We start from the raw sequence: 25,159 nt of genomic DNA, 5'->3' as shown, positions 1-25,159 counted from the left end.
CTTTTGGTCTATGATAGTAAGCAGTGAATTATCATCAAGGAGGAAAACAAAATGATTATTGTAATGAAACCGCACTTTTCCGAAGATAATCTCGGAAATGTTATCAAAACTATTAAAGATCTCGGACTTACAGCCCATCTTTCAAGAGGTGAAGGAACAACTCTTATCGGCGTTGTCGGCGACAAAAGAAAGCTTCTTGAAAAAAACCCGGAGCTTTTCCCCGATGTTGACCGTATTATTCCTGTAAGTGAATCATATAAGCTCGCAAACAAGAAATTCAAAACAGAGCAGACTATTATTGATGTTGACGGTCTTAAAATCGGCGGTGACAACTTTGTTGTTATGGCAGGCCCATGTGCAATAGAAAGCCGTGACCAGCTTTTTGAATCCGCTCTTGCCGCAAAAGCCGGCGGTGCAAAGGTTTTAAGAGGCGGTGCATACAAACCCCGTACTTCGCCCTATTCTTTCCAGGGACTTGAAGAGGAAGGTCTTAAAATAATGAACGAAGTCGGAAAGGAAACCGGACTTAAAACAATAACAGAGGTTACAAGCCTTAAAGCTCTTGAGGCGGCTGTAAACTATGTTGATATTCTCCAGATCGGTGCAAGAAATATGCAGAACTTCGAGCTTCTTAAGGAAGCCGGAAAGGTTAAACAGCCCGTAATGCTTAAAAGAGGTCTTTCGGCAACAATCGACGAATGGCTTAATGCGGCTGAGTATATTATGAGCGAAGGCAACGAAAATGTTATTCTCTGCGAAAGAGGTATTCGTACATTTGAAACAAGCACAAGAAACACACTTGATATAAGTGCTGTTCCCGTTTTAAGAAGCAAAACACATCTTCCTATATTCATTGATCCCAGCCATGCCGCCGGCGTAAGAGAATATATTTCTCCTTTAAGCAAGGCCGCTGCCGCAATCGGTGTTGACGGACTTATTATCGAGGTTCATCCCTGCCCCGAAAAAGCACTTTCGGACGGCCCTCAGAGCCTTAATCCTGAAGATTTCAAAAAACTCACAGACGAACTCCGTCCGTTTGTTGAGCTTACAGGGAGGAAGTTTTAATGTACTCTAAAGTCGGTATTATCGGTCTTGGGCTTATCGGCGGTTCGCTTTGCAAGGCACTCAGAAACCGCTGTGGTGTAAAAGAAATCGTTGCTTTCAACAGAAGCGAGGACGTTCTTATAACCGCAAAAAGCGAAGGCGTGATTGATGATTATGCTTTAAGCGTAACCGATATGTTCAAAGGCTGTGACATTGTGTTCATATGCACACCTGTCGATAAAATATTTGATTATGCAAAACAGCTTATTCCCATTGTCGGAAAAGACTGTGTAATAAGCGATGTAGGCTCAACAAAGGGCCATCTTTATGATAAAATGAAAACACTCGGCGATTCGATAACATACATAGGCGGACACCCTATGGCAGGCTCGGAGCGTTTCAGATACAATGCGTCAAAGGAGCATTTGTTTGAAAATGCCTACTATATAATTGCTCCCGGCGAAAATGTTCCCAAAGAAAAAACTGCCGAATTTAAAGAAACAGTAACAAAAATAGGTGCAATACCTGTTATAATATCACCATATGAGCATGATTATGCCGTTGCATCAATCAGCCATGTTCCGCACATAATAGCGGCAGCTCTTGTAAACAATGTTAAAAAGCTCGATTCAGATAAGGAATATATGCACCTTCTTGCAGCAGGCGGCTTTAAGGACATAACAAGAATCGCATCTTCAAGTGCCGATATGTGGGAAAGCATAACCTTTGAAAACAAGGAGGATATTATATCCGTTCTTGATTCCTTCAGCGAGGTTATAAACGACATAAGAAGCAACATTATGAATGACAATACTGACTATGTATACAATTATTTCTTAAATGCACAGCAGTACAGAAATACCTTCAACACAACGACACCAAAGGCATTCGTAAGACGTTACGAAATTGACGTTGACGTACTCGACCGTCCCGGTTCAATCGCAATTATTACGGTTCTCTTCTCCAGCCACGGAATTAACATCAAAAACATGGGAATTGTTAACAATCGTGAAAGCAACAGCGGTGTTCTTAGCTTTGCCTTTGACTCGGAAGAGGACAGAATGAAAAGCGTCCAGCTTCTGAGAGATATGAATTATGAAGTAACCGTAAAGGAATGATCTAATGAATACAGTAATAAACCCGGCAAAAAGCCTTAACGGAACAGTTGTTGTTCCCGGAGATAAATCGGTTTCGCACCGTTCTGTTATGCTCGGCTCAATCGCCAAAGGCACAACGCACGTAACCGGCTTTCTCACAGGAGCAGACTGTCTTTCCACAATAAGCTGTTTTAAAAAGCTCGGCATTGACATAGAGGTTGACGGCACAAATGTGACTATTCACGGAAAAGGACTGCATGGTCTTACAGCTCCTACCGAAACGCTTGATGTCGGAAACAGCGGAACAACTCTCCGTCTTATGAGCGGACTTCTTTCCGCACAGCCATTTAACAGCCATGTTACCGGCGACGCATCAATACAGAAACGTCCCATGGGCAGAGTTGCCGATCCCATAAAGCTTATGGGCGGAAAAATAACGTCAAAAAATGAAAAGCTTACAGCTCCTCTTGACATTGAAGGCTGTAAACTTCATGGAATAAACTACACGCTTCCCGTAGCAAGTGCACAGGTAAAAAGTGCAATTATTCTTGCCGGAATGTATGCCGACGGCCCTACGACAATAACAGAGCCGGAGGCAACAAGAAATCATACCGAAATAATGCTCAACTATCTCGGTGCAGACATAAAGACAGAAGGAAACGCAATAACGGTTAATCCCGTTGAAGAGCTCACAGCGAGAGATATTTCTGTTCCGGCCGACATATCCTCTGCCGCATATTTTATCGTTGCGGCTCTTATATGTCCGAATTCCGAAGTAACTGTTCTCAATGTCGGTATTAATCCCACAAGAATCGGCATAATAACCGCCCTTCTTGATATGGGTGCGGATATTGAACTGAAAAACGAGCGTATCGTATGCGGTGAGCCTGTTGCCGATATAGTTGCAAGAACAAGCAGACTTCACGGTACGGTAATAAAAGGCGACATTATTCCCAAGCTTATAGACGAAATTCCTATTATCGCCGTTGCAGCATGCTTTGCCGAAGGCGAAACAATAATAGCCGATGCGGAAGAGCTCAAAGTAAAGGAATCCAACCGTATTGAAACAACAACAGCAGAACTCAACCGAATGGGTGCTGAAATAACTCCTACCGATGACGGAATGATTATAAAAGGTGTTCACAAACTTCACGGTGCGGAATGCAACAGCTATGACGACCACCGAATTGCCATGAGCGTTGCCGTTGCGGCACTTGCGGCAGAAGGAAGCACAACAATACTTGATTCGGAATGCTCAAACATTTCTTTTCCCGGCTTTTACAAGCTTTTTGACACACTCAGGGAGGCGTAAGCTATATGAAGGAAGCGACAATCGTATGTTTCGGTGACAGCATAACCTATGGATATTGTGCGGATTACGGAACGGATTATGTTTCTCTTTTAAGAAAACAGCTCAAAGAGGATTTTCCACAGATGGACATAACCGTAAAAAACAAAGGTGAAAACGGTGAAACCTCAAGAGAAGGCTTAAGACGCCTTGAAGGTGATGTTCTGCATTATAATCCACAGCTTGTCATAATGCTTTTCGGTTCAAACGACTGTGCTTTCAGCGATTATCAGCACAGAGGTGTTGAAGAATTTGAATTTAATTATGACAAAATAATAAATGCCGTACAGGATTCGGGATCACAGCTTGTTCTTCTGACTCCGCCGCCGGTTATTGAGGACGACGGAATGCCGTTTATCGAAAATTCCGTACTCAATACATACTGTGATATAATAAAGAGAAAAGCCGAAGAGTACGGTCTTATGCTTATCGACATGAACAAGGCCTTCAACGGTGCCGCAAAGGGCGACCTTGCTCCCCTTCTCCAGTGGGATGGCGTGCATATAAGCACTCTCGGATATAAGCTGTTTTTTGAAACGGTCTATAAACATATAAAACCGTTAATCGAAGAATTGGCTGAAAAATAATTTTGTTTAAATTAAAAAGCACAGCCAACGTATATAATGTCGAAGGCTGTGCTTTTAATAATTTGCACCTACACGCACTTTTTCACACTTATTATTTGCACCTTTTTGCAAATTTACAAAATCAATTACTCTTAATTTTTTAATCAATATTTCCTTATCGTCATAATTCTGTCTTTTGCGTATAATTCTTCTCCGTTTCCACATACTATTTATACATCGTAATACAGCATAAAATATAGATAATAATATAGAAACAGGAGGAATTTTATATATGAAAGCTACCGGAATAGTCAGACGCATTGACGATCTCGGAAGGGTTGTCATTCCAAAGGAAATCCGCCGAACATTACGGATACGTGAAGGCGATCCGCTTGAAATATACACCGATTCGGAAGGTGGTATTATATTAAAAAAATACTCACCCATAGGCGAACTCAGTGCCTTTGCAAGAGAATATGCCGAATCGCTTGCACAAACGGCAGGCCATGTAACCTGCATTGTGGACAAGGATCAAATAATAGCCATTTCGGGAGGTCCGAAAAAGGATTTCTACGAAAAGCATATCAGTAGTGAAATGGAAAAATGTATAAATGCGAGAAGCACTCTCGTTGCATCAAAAAACGAAAGCAGCTTTATACCTGTGCTTGATGAAAATTCAGCCGCCGACAGCTATAATTATCAGCTTATTACGCCGATAATATGCGAAGGTGATGCTCTCGGTGCGGTTGTATTTCTCTCTCCGGACAAAAAAATGGGCGAGGTTGAAGGAAAGCTTGCACAGACAGCCGCAGGCTTTTTAGGCAAACAAATGGAGCAGTAAACGCACAAAGCGACGGATTACAAGTCCGCCGCTTTGTTTTATTTATGCTTTTATTGCCCATCTCATTTTTGTTGAACGGGCTCGTCCGTTTCTTCTGCATTCCTCTGCACTCGGTCTAATTACGTCCTCGGATATATCCAAATACAGACCTTCTTTTTTCATTCGTTTAAAGGCTTTTTTAACCAGTCTGTCCTCACCGGAATGGAATGTAAGCACAGCTATTCTTCCGCCGCTGTTCATAACATACGGAAGCTTTTCCATAAACTGCTCAAGCACCTCAAATTCGCTGTTTACATCTATTCTCAATGCCTGAAAAACTCTCATACAAGATTTTTTAACAGCCTCTTTACGCTCTGCCTTTGGAACAAATTCAAGCGTATCTTCAATTATCTGTCTTAAATCCGATGTTGTTTCTATCCTTCCGCCTTTTTTCATTTTTGAAAAAACTGCCCTTGCTATTTCTGCCGCATAAGGCTCATCTGAATTTTCGACAAGCATTCCTTCAAACTCGTCCTTTGTTATCTCCTTAAGTCTTTCTGCCGCAGAAACACCCTTATTGGGATTTAATCTTAAATCTAACGGCCCGTCTGCTTTATAAGAAAAGCCTCTTTCCGGATTATCTATCTGCATGGACGATACGCCCAGATCGGCAAGAACAAAATCAAACTTACCGTATTTTTCCGAAACCTTATCTATGTCTGCAAAATTTACCGGACATACAGTCAATATGCTTTCATCATAGCCGAGCTTTCTAAGACGGCTTTCGGTTTTGACTATCTCTATCGGATCAACGTCCAGTCCGTATATATGTCCTTCTCCGTTCAGGCATTTCAGCATCTGTTCAGTATGTCCGCCATATCCGAGAGTTGCGTCCAATCCATGCTGTCCCGGCTTTATCTCCAAAAAATCAAGTATTTCCTTAACCATAATGGATATGTGCATACCTGCCGGTGTACTGCCCTTGCTTATTACCTTTTCTATCGTATCGGCATATTTTTCCGGATTAAGCTCTTTATATTTCTCCTCAAATTTCTTTGGGTGAGTTCCGCTGTATCTTACACGCCTTTTATGAACAGGCTGTCCGTTATTCTGATTATTTTCCATATTTCCTCCGTTATTTTCCTCTGAGCCTTCTCAATGATTCGCTTATTTTCTTTTCTATGCCGTTTTCTGTCGGCTGATAATATATCTTTCCGACAAGCTCATCGGGAAGATACTGCTGTTTAACATAATGTCCCGGATAATCATGTGCATATTTATAGCCTACTCCATGCTCAAGCTTTGCCGCTCCGCTGTAATGCGAATCTCTCAAATGTGCAGGAACGCCCTTTACGGTTATATTTTTAACATCATTTAAAGCCGCATCAATGCCCATATATGAGGCATTGCTCTTCGGAGCACAGGCAACATAGGTTACGGCCTGTGCCAATATTATCCGGCTTTCCGGCATACCTATCATATTTACTGCCTCTGCCGCCGAAACAGCCACCTGCAAAGCATGCGGATCGGCATTGCCAACGTCCTCCGATGCACAGATAACAATTCGTCTTGCAATGAACTTAATATCTTCTCCGGCATAAAGCATTTTTGCAAGGTAGTATAATGCAGCATCGGGATCCGAGCCTCTCATGCTCTTTATGAAAGCGGAAATAGTATCATAATGATTATCTCCGTCCTTATCGTAATTAAGCGCTCTCTGCTGTATACATTCCTGCGCCATATCTATGTTTATATTTATTGCTCCGTTTTCGTCCTCCTCAGACGACAGAACCGCAAGCTCAACTGCGTTCAATGCTCTTCTCGCATCTCCGTTTGATATATCCGCAATAAACTTCACTGCTTCATCTGAAATATTTATATTCATATTTCCGAAGCCCTTTTCCTTATCGGTTATTGCACGAAGTATAAGCTCCTTTATATTCTCCTGTGTAAGCGGCTTAAGCTCAAATACATAGGAACGTGAAACCAAAGCCCTGTTTACCTCAAAATAAGGATTTTCCGTTGTAGCTCCTATCAGCGTGACCGTTCCGTTTTCCACATGCGGAAGAAGTGCATCCTGCTGTGCTTTATTAAATCTATGAATTTCGTCGATAAACAATATTGTGCCGACATTATACATTCCGGCATTTTCTTTAGCCTTCTGCACAGTTTCCTTTATATCCTTTATTCCCGAAGTTGTCGCATTGAGCTGTACAAACTTACGCTTTGTGCTGTTTGCTATCACCTTTGCAAGCGTTGTTTTGCCCGTTCCGGGAGGCCCGTAAAGTATTATCGAGCCAAGCCTGTCCGCTTTTATTACGTTATAGAGCATTTTCCCTTTGCCTATTATATGCTCCTGTCCGACATAGTCCTCAAGACTTTCCGGTCGCATTCTTGCTGCAAGCGGAGCCTTTGTATTGAACTGCTGTGACATATTATATTCAAATAAATCCATCTTAAAATCCTCTTTAAATCAATGAACATCAGAACTCACCCGTTGATTTCTGTCTTGCAATTCTCTTGTTTTCTGCCTCTCGTTCTTTGTCAATCCAGCTTTTTTCGTACTTAGACTCAAGCTCAAAGAAATTATCCCCTTCCGAATATTTTCTCTTTGTTGTCTTAGCCGGACTTTTATATCTTGTTTCAAAAGGCTTTGTGCTGAAGCTTTTTGTCTTAAACTGCTTTGTATTGTTTATATTTGATTTTTTAGTATTTGTATTGTAATCAAAACGTTCTTGTTTTGACTCTCTCGAATTGTTCTTTGCCTTGAATATACATCTGATTCCTGTCAATACTAAGATAACGGATATACCAAGCATACCAAGCGAAATACCGGAATTCATATATTCTCTGTTTAGGAAGGTGATTGCACTTATCAGCATCGGAATTCCGTTCCACAAAAGTACACATGCAATAATTATGTATATCCCATTTTTCCTATTATTCGGTGAATTATTACGCATAGCAGATCTCCTTTCGCAACTCAATCACAAATCTCCATTGAAACCGCCTTGTCGAGCAGATTTCTTATCATTTCTTTTACAGCATCATTATATTCAAGCTGTCCGTTATCTATCATAAGAGCCGCTCCATATATCATTGAACGTATCAAGAACATTCTCTCCATACATGTTTTTTCGTCTATGTTATACTTCTTGATATATTCTTTTATAATACCGCTTGATACAGGACTGATCTTCTTCTGAGCCTCTATTTCATCGTTTTTTCTTTCAAATCCGGCCATTATAACAGAACGGAAATAAGGATATTTTACAAGAAAGTCTATATACGCCATGCTTATCTCCACAAGCTGTTTACGCATATCATCGGGATATTCATTTATTATTCCGTTGGCAATTTCCGTCCATTTATCTGCCACATACTGTATTATTGCGGCAATAAAATCGTCCTTATCCTCAAAATGCTTATACGGTGCGGCACATGACACTCCGCATTCGGCAGCAATTTTTCTTAGCGAAATATTATCCGTTCCATTTTCCGCCATATACCTGAGTCCGTATAAAATAAGTCTTGTTCTTGTATCCATTGTTCCAAACGGCTGCCCCATAACAACTCCCCCTGTTAAAATCAGTTGTTTTTCTTCTGCATATTGTTAAGAACCTTTTTAAAATATTTATAAAACATCACAGACGTTGTTGAAACCGCAATAATATCTGCTACCGGCTCGGCAAGATACACCGCAAAGGCTTTATTTTCAAGAAAATGCGGTAATATATAAATCAGCGGAATCAGAAGTATTACCTTTCTCAAAAGTGCAAGGAACACAGATGATTTTGCATTGCCGAGAGCAATAAATGACTGCTGGCAGGCAATCTGCACACCGAATATTCCGAGTACCGCAAAATAAATACGCATTGCCCACTGAGTATAGGTAACAAGCTCCGTATTTGAGTTAAAGAGCTTTACATAAAATGTCGGAAACAGCATAAGCGTTATCCAGAAAAGCATTGAATACGCAAAGCACACCTTAAGCAGCAGCATAACCGACTGTTTAACTCTTTCCGGTTTTCCGGCACCAAGGTTATAGCTTGTTATCGGCTGTGCTCCTTGGCTCATTCCCTGAAGCGGAAGAAGCGAAAACTGCATAAGCGTTGACAGTATCGTCATTGCTCCGACCGCAATATCTCCGCCGTATTTAAGCAGTGATGAATTAAAACATATATTAAGTATACTTTCCGTTGACTGCATAATAAATGGCGAAACACCCAATGCCATACACGGAAGTATAAGCTTAAAGTCGAATTTAAAAAATCGTTTTTGGAGCTTAATTCCTGTCTTTTTGCCAAACAAAAATCTTATTATCCACACAGCGGAAACCGCCTGTGAAACTATGGTTGCCATTGCCGCTCCACGCACGCCCATATCAAGTCCGAAAATGAATATAGGATCAAGTATTATGTTCATAACCGCACCGATTATGACCGAAAGCATACTTATTTTCGTAAAGCCCTGACAGGTTATAAACATATTCATGCCGAGCGAAAGCTGGACAAACAGCGTTCCGAGAACATAAATATTCATATATGCCGAAGCATAAGGAATTGTGTTTTCACTTGCTCCGAAAAGGAGAAGAAGTCTATCACCGAATATTCTCAAAAACACAGTTAATATAACGCTTATCAATATAAGAAACATAAAACAGCAGTTCATAATTCTTTCTGCCCTTTCATGCTCACCCTTACCGAGGCTTATTGATACCTGCGGTGCTCCGCCCATACCGATAAGACAGGCAAAGGCAGATATTATCATAATAACAGGCATACAAACTCCTACGCCCGTAAGTGCAAGCGAGCCTATATCCTTCATATGACCAATATATATCCTGTCAACCATATTGTAAAGTAAATTGACAAGCTGTGCAACTATTGTCGGTACAGCAAGCTTAACAAAAAGTTTACTGACCTTTTCCGTGCCGAGAAATTCTTTATTTTCCATTTTTCCTCCGAAATTGCTTAATATTAATGTTCAACAGCCAATTTATGATTTTTGAAATATGCCGCTGCAAAAACTATTACCTTTATTCCGACCGCAATCCAGAACGCCGGAGATGTAAGGCTCGGCTCTCCGCCAAAAACCGTTATACATATCATTGTCGGGAGCATTGCAATAAAGCTGCTGAAAAGATATTTAAAATACGGCATTTTCATAAAGCCGAAAATCATTCCCAATGCCTCTGTGGACAAGCCCATAGCGTGAAGCAGATAAGAAACCAGAAACGAACTGCTTGTACATTTGTCCACATATTTAGCTATCTTTTTATTCTTCTTTGCTATTGAATTTATAGGATTGGCTTTTGTAAAATACCCCATAATATACGATACGCTTAAGCAGATAAGCGTACCTATGGAATTTACTATAATTCCGTCATAAAAACCAAATACAAAACCGCTTGCCGCAACAAGTCCGCTGAACCATATCACGGCACAAACGCCCTTAAGTGCAAACAGACCTATAATAATAACAATCGCCTGTTTTTCGTTTTCCGTTATAAATCTGCTTATATCATTTATGCTTATTCTGTTTACAAAAATAAATATTGCCTCCGCTATTATGCAGACGCCCATAATTATTACCGGAATATAGTCTTTTATAGAAAATTCTGTCTTGTCATTCATGTCAAACACCTTCTGTCTCTATTTCTACAGTGCTATAAAAAAAGTATAAGCCGTGGCTTTTACCACGGCTCATTTAGCTAAGCTAAATTATTTGTCAATAGGCTCAACTTTAACGCTCTTATCTACGTCCTTATCTGTGCAGCAGCATTCTCCGTCTGCATCTTCCTCATATTCGTCAGAGTCGTTGTCATCATCCCAGTCGTCCCACTCATCGTATTCATCGTCATCATTTCTGTTCTTGATGAGATATATTATACCTACGGTAAGAAGTCCGATAATTACAGCACCGATAGCAATAATTGTTATAAGCTTGCCTCTGTTTTCTTCTTCCTTCATAGCTGCAACATAAGCCTTAATATCTGACGGCGTAAAATTTTCAAAACCTCTCATAATGATTTCTCCCTTCATTTTAATATTCTTAGGGTTTAATTATAGCCCTTTAAAATTACATTTCTTGGCATAATGCCCTCTGCCTTTTTTATATCGGCGTATTCAAGAAAAGCACGCTTGAGCATCTGTCTTTCATCATTAAATTTTAAAAGATGATATGCCTCGTGGAACTTGTAAAACCCTGCATCTGCAAAAAATTCCTCGCTTTGTGGCTTACAGTAAAAAGAGTCTGCCGACATAAGATACCAATGCACTGATTTATTAACCATATCATCGCTTCCCCGGAAAACATACTGCGTTTTTCCGATATATTTGATGATATGACCCTTTGCACCCGATTCCTCACTAACCTCTCTTAATGCCGTTTCCATAAAGCTTTCGCCTTCTTCAACAGTGCCTTTGGGTAATACCCAGCCCATGTAGCGTCCGTTCTGGTTTTTATACAGAAGAAGTATTTTCCATCTGCATATAACTACGCCTCCGCAACTGACTGCTTCTATCACCCGATTACCTCCGTAGTTTATATTCTATCTGTCCATTGATATTAGTATACCGCTTTTTAATGTCCATTTCAACATATAGCACAAATTTTTAGACAATATTAAGCTTTACGGGATATACAGAACCAATACATATTATTCATAAAAAATAAAAAACGTACAGAAATATAATCTTATTTCCATACGTTATTTATTGACAAGCTCAAGTCTATGTCCTTCATTGTCCTTATACAAACCGGGGGCGGTATTACCGCCCTCAGTATTATTATCCGATCCGCCTATTGTCGGTGTTTCGGTAGTTCCTCCACCTGTATTATTATCGCCGGAAGAGCCGTCGTTTGTTCCCGGACTGCCGTTTTGTGTGCCGTCCGTTCCGTTTTCATTATTATTTCCGTTTGATGTTCCGTCTGTTGAACCGTCTGTGTTGTCGGAACCGATTACATAATCGTCGTCCGGTGTTACGGTATTTTCGATTATTTCGGTATCGCTGTTAATTTCGTCATTTTTATTTTCTTCCGGTGTTACCGGCTGTGCCTGATAATTATAATTATTATTATCAATCTTTCCGGCATTCTGTTTGTCAAGAACAGCCTGCATTAGTCTTGCACCGATAGGCGTTGCTCTTTCGTTTCCGCTTACGTTTTCAAGAATAACAGCAACGGCAACCTGCGGATTATCCGTTGATGCAAAGCCTACAAACCAGCTATGATCGTTTTCATTCTCATTTTCTGCCGTACCTGTTTTTCCTGCCGCCTGATAACCTTTAAGCTGTGCCGCTGTTCCTGTTCCTCGGTTTATAACCTGTATAAGCATTTCGGTCAGCCTGTCTGCCTCCTGTGATGTCATTACTGTATCGTAAACCTTTGGTACTGTTGTTGAAACTGTATTTCCGGCACTGTCCGTTATCGAAGAAACCATATATGGCTGCATCATCTGTCCGTCATTTGCAACGGAAGAAATCAGCATTGCCATATAAATCGGTGTAACCACTGTTTTGCCCTGTCCGATTGATGTTTCGGCAAGTTCACTGTCACTTGAAAATCTCGAAAGCGAAACAGAGCTTTGCGAAAGCGGAACCTCGAGAGTTATCGCCGAATTCGCATTAAGGTTGTCTGCTGTTTCCCTGAGTTTTGCCGCTCCCACTGTTTTTCCCAAAGTTGCAAATGTTGAGTTACAGGAAACCGCCATTGCATCATCAATATTAAGTCTGCCATGAACTCTGCTGTTATAGCAATGTATAACGCTGTTGCCTATTTCTACCTCACCTTCGCAGTCAAAGGTGAAATCATCTATATTGGCCATATTTCTCATTGCCGCCAGTGCCGTAATTATTTTAAATGTAGATCCCGGCGGATACAATCCCTGTGTTGCTCTGTTAAGCATAGGACTGCTGCTGTCGTTTGCCAGCTCATTCCAATCGGCGTTTACCGTATTGGGATTATACGCCGGAGTAGATGCCATAGCGATTATTGCGCCTGTTGTCGGATTCATAACAACAGCCGCTCCTTTATTGTTTCCGAGAAGTTCATAGGCAAGCTGCTGAATATCCATATCGACTGTCAAATGAACATCATTTCCCTGCATTTCAACACCATGCAGTATATTTTCCGCTCTCTGGCTTATTTCGTTATTCAATCCCAGAAGTGTGAAGTTTTCCGCAGCCTCAATTCCGACTGCACCGCTTCCAGTATATCCGGTTATATGTGCGGCGGCTCTTCCGTAAGGATACTGGCGTTTATATCTATCGCCGTCTTTAACGCTCTCTGCCATAACATTACCATCGACATCGTATATTGTTCCTCGCTTAAAATCTCCGCTGTCATATCCGAGCCTTGAGTTATAGCTGCTGGAGGCTATCGTCTGTCTGTCATAGGCAACAGTTTTGAACAGCTTGCCAAGAATCATAACAAACAGAACAACAAGAAGCCAGAACACACGCTTCATACTTATTTTCATTCCATTTTGCATATCTGTCACCCCATTTTGCATTAAGTCAAAATACTGTTGTCACTATTTATCTCTTTTATCTCTTCTGTACATAAGCCGTTTTGTTTTATTTGCAGCAGATACTTTTTTGACCGTTGGTCTGTCTGCCGAGGGGCTACTCTTTGCGACAGTTGTTTTCGCATAATGCTTTTCAGAATTTTTCTTGTTGAGTGATATTTTTCCGTTGCCGTTGTTCAGAACATAATATGTATCAAGTTCTGCCGTATTATCATGCTCATCACCGTTCTTATCCTTAAGCAACGACATCTGGTTGCTCCACTGGAGAAGTCCCATCAATATACTGCTGACAAGTATCGAACTGCCGCCATAGCTAACAAAAGGCAATGTAACGCCGGTAAGCGGAATAAGCTTTATTACTCCGCCGATAATGATAAAGGTCTGGAAGGAGAACATTATTACTATTCCGGCTGAAAGTATACTGTAAAATCTTCTTTTTGACCTTACCGCAATGAGCATTCCTCTAATAAACATAAGCACATAAATGCATACAAGGCCCATCGCAAATATACATCCGAATTCTTCGCATATTGCCGAGAATATCATATCTCTTTCGACAACGGGAATTTTTGTCGGCATACCTCTTGTAAGTCCGCTGCCCAGAAAGCCCCATGTTGTTATGGCAAACAATGACTGAGTTATCTGGTAGCCTGTATTTCCGGCATCGCTCCAAGGATCGAGCCATGTTTTTACACGGACTCTTACGTGCGAAAAAAGCTTATATGCTACAGCCGATGCCAGTCCCATACAGCCGACTCCACCGAGAAGCAGAAGTATATTGCTTGTTGTTATGTAAAGTAGGAGCATATACGTTGTGAAGAATATAAGTGCTCCGCCCAAATCCTTCTGCAAAACAAGACAAATAACAATAAATGCTGCAAAGCCTGTAATTATTCCGAGCTTTTTCATATCAAGCGGTTTTCTGAACACACAGGCAATATACAGCAGAAACAGGAATTTAACTATTTCCGAAGGCTGAAAGCCTATTCCGCCTATGCTTATCCAGTTAAGTGAACCGTAAAGCTCATTTCCCGATACAAACGGAAGAAGTATGAACACTATTGCCGCAACAAAATAGAATATTTCAAATTTTTCAAGCTTAGGTATTAATTTAAGTATAAGCGGAATCAAAAGCATGATAACCATACTCGCCGTAAGCCACACAAGCTGTTTTGATGCAAGCGAATGGTTAAGTCTTTGGAGCATTATCATGCTTATATCCATAAGAAAATACATACAGTTCCATATGAACGGACAACTTCGCTTATACGATTTTTTTATGAGCTTATTTGCCACATAAAAATATACAAGCACAAGCACACCGATTATTATTGTCTGCACATCAACAATTTTATCGGTTTCATTCCAAGACAATATCGCATAGGCAATAATGTGCATAACAACTATTATTTTATGCTGTGCGGAAATCACCATCGGAAGTCTTTTTCCTTCACCCTTTCGTTCATCAATAACGAATATCAGTCCGAAGAATATAAACAATCCGATAAGTGCAATAAAGGCATATCTGCTCAAAAGCACAAGTAAATCAAACATATGGCTATTACTCAACTCCTCTGAAGAAATGTCCCTTAGTCACCGATTTTTTATCCATTTTAGCCATGAACGATTTTACAGAAGAATCTGCTCGTCCGTTATTTCTTGTCATTACCGCATATGCCCTTGTTATGTCGGCGGCTTCGGACGGCGTTTCCCTTGTAAAATCAAGTCTTACGCTTCCTGTCGGTGTATCAAGGATTTCATCATAAAATTTAAGTGTAAACAAAGGTTTGCTGTTAAGTATCTGGCATACACACTGCTCACAATCCGTAAGCAACGGGAATGCCACATTTTTTCTGTCCTTAAGAACATAGTCGCTGTCAGTGTAACGCTCCTTGCAGTAGCGTCCGTTTTTCTTTCCGCCGACATAATTTCCTATGGGACACTGAACCGTTGTCATAAGCGGAAGATAACCGTAGACAACCATTTCACAGCTTTCGTCTGCGGCTGTCTGAAGCTCTTTTACATTCATTTCCACAGACATTGTAATGCTGTCCGCACCCTTATGTCTGTAATATTCCACAGCCTCATTATTGAAAACATTCATGTTGTAATCTATTGCCGCATCAAATCCCCAACCTTTGACCATATCAAAAAGTCCGACCGATGTAACAAGGAAACCGTCAATAAGGCTGTTTTTAAGCTTTGCGATAAGCTCTGCATAAATATCGGCTGTATTTTCCCTGTATATTCTCGGGAATGCCGCAAAAAGCTTAATTTCTCTTTCATGTGCGGATTTTATGGCTCTTTCAAGATTTTCGCTTAAGTCATCGCCCATATCGAAATAAATTCTCTCTATTCCGTCAATGCCGACAACTGCGTTGAACTGGTCCATTGTTCTTACGCGGACATTTAAAGCCTTGTTTTTCATGTTACCGCTTACACTGACCTCCGGAAGTGCAACAAATTCCGGCTCGGAGTGTTTATATTTTTTGCATATAGAGCTTTCGAGTGCCTCACAGGCGTTTCTTCTGAGCTCATTAAGGCTCTTTATATCAACATATATGCCGTCACCGCAGATAATATCCAGCTTAGCAAGCTCGAAGGGTGTCGAACCCATTTTACTTATCTGTTTTCTGAGGTCTGCCTCTGTTGTCGGTCTGTTTTCCGCCTTCTGAACAATATTGCCTTCAACGGAAATGCTTGTACCCTTTTCAAGCCAGAGCTTAAGCACAAGCGGTTCGCCTTCTTCAGCCTTAAGCTTTCCGAAGATTTTAGTTTTTCGTGTGTCCTTTTCATAGGTCTTTTTCATGGAATCCATGAGTGCCTTATCAAAGGTTTTATACACAAAGTCATTTTTTGATATGTTTCCCTTTATGGGAATGCTTATTATCTCTCCGGCCTTGGACGGTCTGGATATGCCACAGCCTATGTGCGGCTCTGTCTGCGTCCATATTTCTATGCCGTCACCTGGAACAAGCGGTTCTCTCGTTCTTATGTTGGCTCTGCCATGCTTTTCGTCATAGCTGTCAACAATTCCGGTTTTAAGTCCCCATGCTTTGGGCCGTTCAATGCTCATCATTTCACTGCCGGAAGGCGATGTGAAATATCCGTTGGTAAATCCACCTCTGTTGAAAAGCTGTGTAAGTATTTTTATATCGTTTCTGTCTACTTTATAATTTTCCGGATTATCAAAATAAAGGTCTATATACTTACGATATATAGATGTAACTCCGGCAACATATTCCGGATTTTTCATACGTCCTTCTATTTTGAACGAATTTATTCCTGCCTCAATAAGCTGGGGAAGTATCTCAAGCGTTTCAACATCTTTGGGGCTCATAAGATAGCCGTCGCATACCTTATCCCTATTTTCATACAGCTCATAAGGCAGACGGCAAGGCTGTGCACAACAGCCTCGGTTTCCGCTTCTTCCGCCGAGAATACTGCTCATTATGCACTGGCCGGAAAATGACACACATAATGCGCCGTGAACAAAGCACTCTATATCCACATCAGTGCTTTTTCTTATGTTCTTAATTTCTTCAAGCGTAAGCTCTCTGCTCAATATGACCTTATCAAAGCCATTTTTCTGCAAAAACAGAACGTCCTCGGCAGTATTTGCAGTAAGCTGTGTGCTTGCGTTTATTTTCATATCCGGAAATGAGCGTTTTATAAGATTGGCTGCACCGGCGTCCTGTACGATAAGTGCGTCAACGCCGATCATATAAAGCTCTTTTACGAATTTTATAAATTCCGTAAGCTCCGAATCCTTATAAAGTGTGTTTACGGTAACATATACCTTAACACCTCTTATATGACAGTAATCACAAGCCTCGCTAAGCTCTTCAACGGAGAAATTTCCGGCATATTTTCTTGCACTGAACTTTTTTCCTCCGAGATATACCGCATCTGCACCGTTTATAACAGCTGCCCTTAGTGCTTCAGGCGAACCGCAGGGCGCAAGCAGCTCCGGTTTTATTGTAATTGACATAGTTTTCCTCCATAACCACTAAACGGACGGGTTGATACGCCCGCCCGTTTAATAATCATTTATTGTTTCTGTTTTTATGTGAAATATTCTTGCTTGCATCAAGAGCAACAAAGTACTCGTCAAGCTGATCCTCAACCTGTGCTTTTTCTTCCGCAAGCATATTCATGTCGTCCTTAAGTATATAAATATCCCTGTTGAGCTGTTCAATCTCCTTATTGGCGTTTTCCAGCTCTTCCTTTGTTTTTTCCAGCTCGTTTTTAATGTTCTCAAGCTCGGACTCTATATCCTCACGATGCTGTTTTTCCTTGAAGAAATCATCAGCTACGTTTATAGATGTAAGAATTGATGCCATGGCAACATTCATCTTTTTGCCTTTGCCCGAACGGATTTCACTGTTTTTTTGTTCTATGTAATCAACGACGCTTTTCATATATTCCGGGGACTCTGTTCCCACAATAGTCATTGTTCTGCCTTCTATCATGACCGTAACATGATTTTTTTCAGCCATTTGATGTCCACCTCAAAACTGCAAATTTAATAAACATTAGTATAGCATAGTACGATATAATTAACCATACCTTTTGCAAATTTTAAGACATTTGAAATTTAGCCGCAACTGCCGAATAGCTCGGTGTATCTATGCCGTATTCCTTGGCAAGGCGTACAACGGAATAAACAAGCGTATCTATCTCCGAATTCTTTCCTGCCTCAAGGTCACGCTGGAGAGAAGTCTTTACATCGGGACCGAAATTATCAATGCTCTGAATATCATCATCAAAAAGCGTAGGACTCATTGTAACACCCATAGCCTTGCCGACAGCAATAATTTCTCTCAGAAGTGATTTATAAAATTCTCTTATTTCGCCTTCCTTATGAATGCTTCCGGCTGATACGTCAAAATATGAACCAACTGCGGCAAAGGCAGAAATAAATGTGAATTTTTTAAATGAATCCCTGAGTATATCGTCCGATATTCCGGCTGTGATTTTGGCATTCTTTAAATCGCTTTCAATCTCTTCAAGCATACCGGCTTTGACATTTTCGTTATAAGGATTGCCGAAGAAAAGTTTAAATACATTGCCAACCTGTACAACCTTTCCCGGTCCGTCGATATATGCACTTATGTATATACAGCCTTCGAGGAATTTAACATTAGGAAGCTTTTCCTTAAGAGCAGCTCCTGTTTTGAACATATTAAGTATCGGTATAACAACAGTGTTTTCATAAGCTGCCTTTTCGATAACCGGAACAATTTCATCAAGAGAATAGCTTTTTACGCAGACAAATATAACATCAAACTTTCCTTCAATGTCCTTGCCTTCCGCCGCTTTGACATTTTTAATATCAAGATTTTCTCTTATTCCCGATTCAACCGTAAGACCGTTTTCAAGCATAGCCTTAAGATGATTGCCTCTTGCAACGAATGTAACGTCTTTTCCGTCTGCCGCAAGAAAGGCTCCGATTGCAGCTCCTGTTCCGCCTGTTCCTATAATAAGATACTTCATATGATTCCTCCCGTCTAAATTACAAACATCTTAAAAAACAAGCTGCTCTTTATCATCGGAGCAGCTCTTATGTTTTCTTCTGAATAAAATATCTGTCAAAAAGGATTTACATAACTTTTTTTGTAGAATTATTTTCTGTTACCTCTTCTGAGGAATGAAGGAATATCAATATCGAGCTCAACCTTTTCACCGTTATTGTCTATGTAGGAAACAGTGTCCTTTGTTTCCTCGACAGGCTTTGTTTCGTCCTTTGATGCAGGCTGTGCAGGAGCTTCCTCCTTCTTAGGCTCTTCAGCAACAGGCTTAGCTTCGGGCTTCTTTGCAGGCTCGCTTGCTGTGTTATTTGCATCAAGTCCTGTTGCGATAACAGTAACGATAACCTTATCATCAAGCTCTTCATTGAGAGTTGTACCGAAGATGATTTCAGCATCTGGATCAATAGCCTCGCTGATAATGCTTGCAGCCTCACCGGCTTCAAGAAGACCAAGGTTAGAATCTCCGGCGATATTGATAAGAACATATTTAGCTCCGGCGATTGTTGTTTCAAGAAGAGGACTTGAAATAGCAGTCTTAGCAGCCATTTCTGCCTTATTTTCTCCTGTTCCTACACCGATACCCATATGAGCGATACCCTTATCGGACATAATTGTTCTTACATCGGCAAAGTCAAGGTTGATGATACCGGGACTTGAAATAAGGTCTGTAATACCCGATACACCCTGACGAAGGATTTCATCAGCTTTTCTGAATGCTTCAACCATTGTTGTTTTCTTATCGATTATGCTTAAAAGCTTATTGTTGGGAATGATAACAAGAGTATCAACATGCTTTTTGAGTTCTGCAATACCCATTTCGGCATTTGACATTCTCTTCTTGCCCTCAAAAAGGAAAGGCTTTGTAACAACGCCGACAGTAAGTATGCCCATTTCTTTTGCGATTCCCGCAACCTTGGGAGCCGCACCTGTGCCTGTGCCGCCGCCCATTCCGGCAGTAACAAATACCATATCGGCATCTTTAAATACGTTGGCGATTTCCTCTTTTGTTTCATCAACGCTCTTTTCTCCAACCTCAGGATTTCCGCCTGCACCAAGTCCTCTTGTAAGCTTTTCGCCAATCTGGATTTTTGTGGGTGCAAGTGATCTGTCGAGCTGCTGTTTATCTGTATTAATAGAAACGAATTCAACTCCGCTCATTCCGTCGCCGATCATTCGGTCAACAGCATTGTTTCCGCCGCCGCCTACGCCTACAACTTTAATTTGTGCCACATTTGCATTGTTCATATCTAATTCGAGCATTCTTTCTGATCCTCCTAAGCTTTTTCCCTAAGTACTGTATAAGGTCTGAAATTATATATAAAATTTCGTTTATCCGTTTTAACCTTACAAGCGAATATTTTTAAAAAACATACGCTTATGAATGTATTTTTCCGGCAAATGAGCCCACTTATACATTCTTTATTTATACATTGTATCGTGTTTATTAACAATATTCAATAGCAATTTTATTTTTTAAATAAATTTTTAAGTTTTTTATTATGTCGCATACTTGAATATAATCGGCTTGTTTAAATCCGACAAATCCAGCGTTCCCTTATCGCCTTCCGGAATTTCCTTTACTGCCTCTGCCATTGTTTTTATCTTTTCGTCCATTCTTGTGTTTGAGCCGAGAAGAACTCTTATACCTCGTATATACGCATAAATATTATCCGTATCAGAAACATTTATATTAACCGCATCGTTAAGCACTCCGTACTTGCTCATGGAATTTGACACGCTCAGAGCGGCATCAAAAGAATCCGTATTTGTAACGGGAATTTCACTGCCGATTGTAAAGGAATCAAACTTAAGTCCTTCAATAATGGGAAGGCTTTCTGCCGTTTCGCTTTTTATGTCTATAACATTGCCGTATCTGTCAATATAAAGATAACTGCCAAGATACTTGATATATCCGCATATTTTGTTTTCACTTACCGAAACTGTCATTTTGTCCGGCAGTATAAAGCTTATTTCAACCTTGGAAATATACGGATTTTCTTCAAGCAGTTTTGCCGCTTTTCCTTTATTGAACAGAAAACCGTTTACGCCGTCATGCAGACCTATTGTTTCACATATTTCGTCTTTTGTGAAATAGTGCATATCGTTTATGATTATTTCATTTACCGAAAATACAGGTGAAATCATAAATATACCTGCCGCAACGATAATTACACCTATTATCTTTGCCGCTTTTTTTATGCGTCGTTTTCTCTGCTGTTTTCTGTCGAAAATATTTTTTCTTATATTTGTATTGGCAACGTGCGGTATATGTATTTCCGCATCATCATAATCTTCGGAAATATCAATATTTTCCGCTGTTTTAGACACAGGCTTATTAACCGCCGGCTTTGGCATAGTTTTTTTTGCCTTATGCTTATGCCCGGCTTTCTCGCTTTTTTCCGGTTCAGCCTGATACACAAGCTCCGGCTTTACAACCTGTATATCGTTTTTTTCGGACTGCGGCTGTTTTTCTTTTTCACTTCCGCTCAGTTCCGTAACCTTGATTTCCCGCTCGGAATAATCATCAAACTCATCTTCCGGCTCATCAAAACCGTCAGGTTCATCCAATACCTCATCTTCGTAATTATCCGAAGCGACATCAGCGGCAAGCTGTTTTGTATAGGCAAGAAGCTCGCTCTCATCCTCTTCGTCAAAATCATCGAAATTTCTGTCTTCAGGTTTATCTACTTTATTAAGTTTTTCATTATCATCATCAAAAGAAAAATGTATTTCCTTCATTAAAGTATCACCCGTATTCCGTAAAAGCGTATAAAGCATATGTCTAACTGATTTATTATAATCGTCATAAAGGGCTTATGTCAACCGCCGCGAGAGGAAATACAAAAACAAAATTTTATAAATTTTGCAAAACACACCCAACCTTTCACCAATTTTATTTTTTCTCATATTATATACCATAAAAAATATGTGGGAGGCATAAAATATGCCCTGCTGTGACAACACTCATAACTCCTCCTTACAGCCCAATTCGGCATCAGAAGACTGCATAATCGCTTACAAAATTTTTGACCAGTGCCGTAAGCAGATCTGCCTTACGCCATGTATACTCGGCCCTGCCCGTTGTGCAAGAAACAACGCACAGTGCAGTGAAATAATTCAGGAGGGCGATGTTATCGTTCCACCTATAAATGCCGCATCGGTAAGTCTTGACGACCTTACTCTCTGCCGTATTTTAATAACAAAGAAAAAAGAAAATCCATTCAGAACAGGCTACTGGGACGTTGAAATCAAATTTGTTTTCAACTATACACTTACCTTCCGTGATTCCGAATGCGAATTTATCACCTGCTGTCATGCAACAAGCATTTACACACTCCGTATGACGCTTTTCGGCTCAATCGGAAGTGAAACAGCTATGGCAACCGACCTTGTTAACACTGCCGGAATAAACACATCATCGGGACCTTTTGTATCCGTTGAGGCAAAAGCCGCCGGTCTTGCGGCAGAGCTTAAGCTTACGCCGAGATGCAACTGCTCATGTGACTGTGACGACAATATAACGGAAGTTCCTACTGCTGTATGTGTAACAATCGGCTTGTTTACGATCGTAAGACTTTTCAGACCTGTAAATATGGTTGTAAGAAACTTCGGCTGTTGTGTTCCCGAGGAATGCACTGGTGCAGAAGCCGCAACAAACGTATGCGATTTCTTCAACAGCCTTACGTTCCCTTCCGATATGTTCTGTCCGCCGACGCTGAGCGACATTCAGAGAAAAAACACTTCCAATTCCAACGGCTGTAACTGTGGCTGTGAATAACATATAAGTCGAAAACTATTTGTTTTTTGAAAATTCAAAGGTGCGGTTCATCTGAACCGCACCCATTAATCATTTATTTTTTAATTTAACATAATCCAATGTTGTATAAACATTTTTTCCGTTTGACGATGCCGCCATACCCATTCCGACATCAACCATTTCTGCCGTAAGAAGGTTAGCCCTGCTTCCGGAGTTATTCATCCATTCACAATAAACCTTAACAACATTATCTTCCTTTGATATATTTTCCGACGCCATTGTATATGACACTTTTTTATTATCAAGTCTTTCAAACGGCGTGAGTTTATCGCTGTCTTCATATCCGAAATATCCCCAGTATGCCATATTTGTGGCATGTGTACGTGCATTCTGTTCTATATCGGTATTTACGGTAAATGCATTAAGTCCTGCCTTTGTTCTTTCCGCATTTATAATATCATACAAAAGCTTTGTGTCATTTGCCGCAGTTGCTTTCGATATTTTATTTACAGTATTATTATTTTCATAGGCATAAATATATGTTATCTTTCCTGATCCGGGACTCCAGCCTATTCTAACATTTCCGTAGCCGTCAGAATAGGAAACCGAGGTTGACGACAGCTCGCCTCTTGCTCCGAAATCGACTTCTTTGACAACCGAACCGGAGGAAATACCTCTGTATACAAATGAACTGCTATTTGAAAAAAGCTCTGTTACCCTGCCGTTTTTTATTCCGAGATAAAGAAATCTCGAAAGATTTTTATTATAAACCCAGACTGTCACGCCGCTTGTCGAATCTTCAAACTTATATGCCGGCTCGCCGAATAAGGAAAGTGCTTTTTCTTCGGAATCGCCGATAGTTATTTTGACATTATTTATTTCTATTTTTGAAAGCATAAGCTGATAATATGCCTCAACAAACATAAATGCCGCCTGCTCATAAGTGATATACGAATTAGGATAAAAATATCCGTCATAGCCGCTTACAACATTTATTGCCGAAAGATACGCAACGTCGTTTTTATGCTCTTCCGATACGCTGTCGAAATCTACAAACGACGGCTTTACATTCATATAATCATCAATTATGTTAAGGCCCATGAATTTTATTGCATTAACAAGATATGTACAAGCCTCTTCTCTCGTCACATAATTCTCGGGAGCGAATGTAACATTACTCAGACCGTTTATTATTCCGTTTTCGGCACAGAATATAACCTCATTGGCATCACAATCGACAAATGGGCTGTTGGAAAGTGTTATTCCTGTTGCACCGGTTGCCGCTCTGTAAAATCTGACCATAAGACGGCTGAATTCTTTTTTTGTAACAATACTTGTTATATCGTTATTTTCGTTAAGTATACCGAGCTTTTCCGCCGATGCAATCGTATCGGTTATATCTGACTGAAGAATTATAGGCTTTCCTCTTGCCGCTCCGTATACTTCCGCCGCATATGCAGGCACAGAGCTTAATGCTGTTATTCCTGCCACAAGCAGTACGGCAAATTTATTTTTAGCTTTCATATTACACCTCGTGTTCAAAGCATATCCGTTCAGATTATAAACAGAAACACTTTTTCAAAAAAATCTTAACACAAACGTAATAATATTTTACCATATATTCTGGCTTTTTCAACCCTTTTATTATTAAAGTGGTGAATATGCCCAATATTTATGCCAAAATCGACAGATATAACCGCAATAAAGTGCCAAAGCAAATAAAAGTGGAGAATAAATACCTTACTGTTATCTTACAGGCATTCCTTTGGAGTCATAAAAATTAATCTGCGTTATTTTTTCGCCGTCACCGAAAGAAATTATTGTAAGCGAAGGATTGCCATGCACAGAAGTTCTTTCTTCTTCTGCATTAAGAAATCCGTTTACGGTTTTAATAATACCTATTTTTGAGAGTGCGGAATTTCCACTTGAAACAACGGCTTTATCGTCATACATATCAACGAATATATCTTCGCCCATTTCTTCAAGCTCCTCCGGCTGTTTTATTGCACCAAGTACGAACTTACCATCCTTATCCTTGGTAAATTCCGCATATCCGTAGCCTTTTTCTGTCTTATAGCCGGCAAGATATTTATTGTCATATGCCTCTGTCGCAAATATTTCCACAGATGCTCCGGTTTCTGCCGCAACCGCCTTTTGCATTTCGTCTTCGCCGCTGTATGATGACGGCATAAGATTTCGTATTATGACAGCAAGAACAAGCACAAGTACGATTATAACAACCGTTCTTTTGACCTTTTCCGGCTCAATGCTATCAAGTCTTTTTCGTATATTAAGCTTTTCCGCTAACATATAATTCTCCTTTTCTAAAAACCATGGGACCCTGTCCCATACCCAGCAAGCCTTAGTATGGTCAGAACTTTGCTTCGCAAAGTGGCTACGCCACCGCATCATGGTCAAAGCATTTTGCTACGCAAAACGGTCTGCGACCGCCCCGTTTTCTTCGGG

General features: G+C 40.4%; 23 protein-coding genes. 6 read left to right on the top strand and 17 right to left on the bottom strand.

Going from position 1 to position 25,159, the window contains the following annotated elements; all coding sequences use genetic code 11:
* Positions 1–51 precede the first annotated feature (51 nt).
* The 5 genes from aroF to spoVT all read left to right on the top strand — a co-directional run bounded on the left by aroF (position 52) and on the right by spoVT (position 4,896).
* Positions 52–1,065, top strand: coding sequence for a 3-deoxy-7-phosphoheptulonate synthase (aroF, locus tag KQI66_RS09665; RefSeq protein WP_216429045.1), 1,014 nt, complete (start codon positions 52–54; stop codon positions 1,063–1,065).
* A complete protein-coding gene (locus KQI66_RS09660) occupies positions 1,065–2,162 on the top strand; it encodes a prephenate dehydrogenase/arogenate dehydrogenase family protein (RefSeq protein ID WP_216429042.1) in 1,098 nt (365 codons plus the stop codon). The genes aroF and KQI66_RS09660 overlap by 1 nt, the downstream gene beginning before the upstream one ends.
* 4 nt (positions 2,163–2,166) lie before the next feature.
* Positions 2,167–3,453: a 3-phosphoshikimate 1-carboxyvinyltransferase gene (gene aroA, locus KQI66_RS09655; protein ID WP_216429040.1), complete on the top strand. Its 1,287-nt coding sequence runs from the start codon at positions 2,167–2,169 to the stop codon at positions 3,451–3,453.
* A gap of 5 nt (positions 3,454–3,458) precedes the next feature.
* Positions 3,459–4,076 (top strand): SGNH/GDSL hydrolase family protein, encoded by a 618-nt coding sequence (locus KQI66_RS09650; protein ID WP_216429038.1) that lies wholly within the window; start codon positions 3,459–3,461, stop codon positions 4,074–4,076.
* A 271-nt stretch (positions 4,077–4,347) separates the two neighbouring features.
* Positions 4,348–4,896, top strand: coding sequence for a stage V sporulation protein T (gene spoVT / locus KQI66_RS09645; RefSeq protein WP_216429036.1), 549 nt, complete (start codon positions 4,348–4,350; stop codon positions 4,894–4,896).
* Between the two features lie 42 nt (positions 4,897–4,938).
* Here spoVT and rsmH read toward each other — a convergent pair whose 3' ends face one another.
* The 15 genes from rsmH to KQI66_RS09570 form a co-directional block, all read right to left on the bottom strand.
* Positions 4,939–6,000 carry a 16S rRNA (cytosine(1402)-N(4))-methyltransferase RsmH gene (rsmH, locus tag KQI66_RS09640; RefSeq protein ID WP_216429033.1) on the bottom strand — a complete coding sequence of 354 codons (1,062 nt, stop codon included), beginning with the start codon at positions 5,998–6,000 and terminating at the stop codon, positions 4,939–4,941.
* A gap of 10 nt (positions 6,001–6,010) precedes the next feature.
* Positions 6,011–7,330 carry a replication-associated recombination protein A gene (locus KQI66_RS09635; RefSeq protein WP_216429027.1) on the bottom strand — a complete coding sequence of 440 codons (1,320 nt, stop codon included), beginning with the start codon at positions 7,328–7,330 and terminating at the stop codon, positions 6,011–6,013.
* A gap of 28 nt (positions 7,331–7,358) precedes the next feature.
* Entirely contained in the window at positions 7,359–7,838 is a 480-nt protein-coding gene (locus KQI66_RS09630; RefSeq protein ID WP_216429024.1) for a hypothetical protein, read from the bottom strand.
* Positions 7,839–7,858: 20 nt separating this feature from the next.
* Complete coding sequence (locus KQI66_RS09625) at positions 7,859–8,443, bottom strand: TetR/AcrR family transcriptional regulator (RefSeq protein WP_216429023.1); 585 nt, start codon at positions 8,441–8,443, stop codon at positions 7,859–7,861.
* Between the two features lie 20 nt (positions 8,444–8,463).
* Positions 8,464–9,831, bottom strand: a complete 1,368-nt coding sequence (locus tag KQI66_RS09620; protein ID WP_216429021.1) for an MATE family efflux transporter — start codon at positions 9,829–9,831, stop codon at positions 8,464–8,466.
* A 23-nt stretch (positions 9,832–9,854) separates the two neighbouring features.
* Positions 9,855–10,511, bottom strand: a complete 657-nt coding sequence (locus KQI66_RS09615) for a VTT domain-containing protein (protein ID WP_216429020.1) — start codon at positions 10,509–10,511, stop codon at positions 9,855–9,857.
* An 87-nt stretch (positions 10,512–10,598) separates the two neighbouring features.
* Positions 10,599–10,901 carry a hypothetical protein gene (locus KQI66_RS09610; RefSeq protein WP_216429018.1) on the bottom strand — a complete coding sequence of 101 codons (303 nt, stop codon included), beginning with the start codon at positions 10,899–10,901 and terminating at the stop codon, positions 10,599–10,601.
* A 35-nt stretch (positions 10,902–10,936) separates the two neighbouring features.
* The gene (locus KQI66_RS09605; protein WP_216429016.1) at positions 10,937–11,404 is read right to left on the bottom strand and encodes an NUDIX hydrolase; all 468 of its coding nucleotides are present in this window, start codon (positions 11,402–11,404) and stop codon (positions 10,937–10,939) included.
* Between the two features lie 183 nt (positions 11,405–11,587).
* A complete protein-coding gene (locus tag KQI66_RS09600; RefSeq protein WP_216429015.1) occupies positions 11,588–13,369 on the bottom strand; it encodes a peptidoglycan D,D-transpeptidase FtsI family protein in 1,782 nt (593 codons plus the stop codon).
* 42 nt (positions 13,370–13,411) lie between these two features.
* Positions 13,412–14,959, bottom strand: a complete 1,548-nt coding sequence (locus tag KQI66_RS09595) for an FtsW/RodA/SpoVE family cell cycle protein (RefSeq protein WP_216429014.1) — start codon at positions 14,957–14,959, stop codon at positions 13,412–13,414.
* 7 nt (positions 14,960–14,966) lie between these two features.
* Positions 14,967–17,396, bottom strand: coding sequence for a DUF3656 domain-containing U32 family peptidase (locus tag KQI66_RS09590; protein ID WP_216429012.1), 2,430 nt, complete (start codon positions 17,394–17,396; stop codon positions 14,967–14,969).
* A 55-nt stretch (positions 17,397–17,451) separates the two neighbouring features.
* Positions 17,452–17,904: a cell division protein ZapA gene (locus KQI66_RS09585; protein ID WP_216429010.1), complete on the bottom strand. Its 453-nt coding sequence runs from the start codon at positions 17,902–17,904 to the stop codon at positions 17,452–17,454.
* Between the two features lie 82 nt (positions 17,905–17,986).
* Positions 17,987–18,901 carry a ketopantoate reductase family protein gene (locus KQI66_RS09580; protein WP_216429008.1) on the bottom strand — a complete coding sequence of 305 codons (915 nt, stop codon included), beginning with the start codon at positions 18,899–18,901 and terminating at the stop codon, positions 17,987–17,989.
* Between the two features lie 128 nt (positions 18,902–19,029).
* The gene (gene ftsZ, locus KQI66_RS09575; protein WP_216429006.1) at positions 19,030–20,196 is read right to left on the bottom strand and encodes a cell division protein FtsZ; all 1,167 of its coding nucleotides are present in this window, start codon (positions 20,194–20,196) and stop codon (positions 19,030–19,032) included.
* Between the two features lie 237 nt (positions 20,197–20,433).
* On the bottom strand, positions 20,434–21,675 hold the full coding sequence (locus KQI66_RS09570; protein WP_216428998.1) for a cell division protein FtsQ/DivIB: 1,242 nt from the start codon (positions 21,673–21,675) through the stop codon (positions 20,434–20,436).
* 205 nt (positions 21,676–21,880) lie between these two features.
* Here KQI66_RS09570 and KQI66_RS09565 point away from each other — a divergent pair, with 205 nt between their 5' ends.
* Positions 21,881–22,714: a hypothetical protein gene (locus KQI66_RS09565; RefSeq protein ID WP_216428996.1), complete on the top strand. Its 834-nt coding sequence runs from the start codon at positions 21,881–21,883 to the stop codon at positions 22,712–22,714.
* A gap of 69 nt (positions 22,715–22,783) precedes the next feature.
* Here KQI66_RS09565 and KQI66_RS09560 read toward each other — a convergent pair whose 3' ends face one another.
* Positions 22,784–24,217 carry an S-layer homology domain-containing protein gene (locus KQI66_RS09560; RefSeq protein WP_216428995.1) on the bottom strand — a complete coding sequence of 478 codons (1,434 nt, stop codon included), beginning with the start codon at positions 24,215–24,217 and terminating at the stop codon, positions 22,784–22,786.
* 222 nt (positions 24,218–24,439) lie between these two features.
* Positions 24,440–25,003 (bottom strand): hypothetical protein, encoded by a 564-nt coding sequence (locus KQI66_RS09555; protein WP_216428993.1) that lies wholly within the window; start codon positions 25,001–25,003, stop codon positions 24,440–24,442.
* Positions 25,004–25,159 lie beyond the last annotated feature (156 nt).

The organism is Anaerotignum sp. MSJ-24, assembly GCF_018918145.1.
Classification (GTDB): domain Bacteria; phylum Bacillota; class Clostridia; order Lachnospirales; family Anaerotignaceae; genus Metalachnospira.
This window is presented reverse-complemented; position numbering and strand designations above follow the sequence as displayed.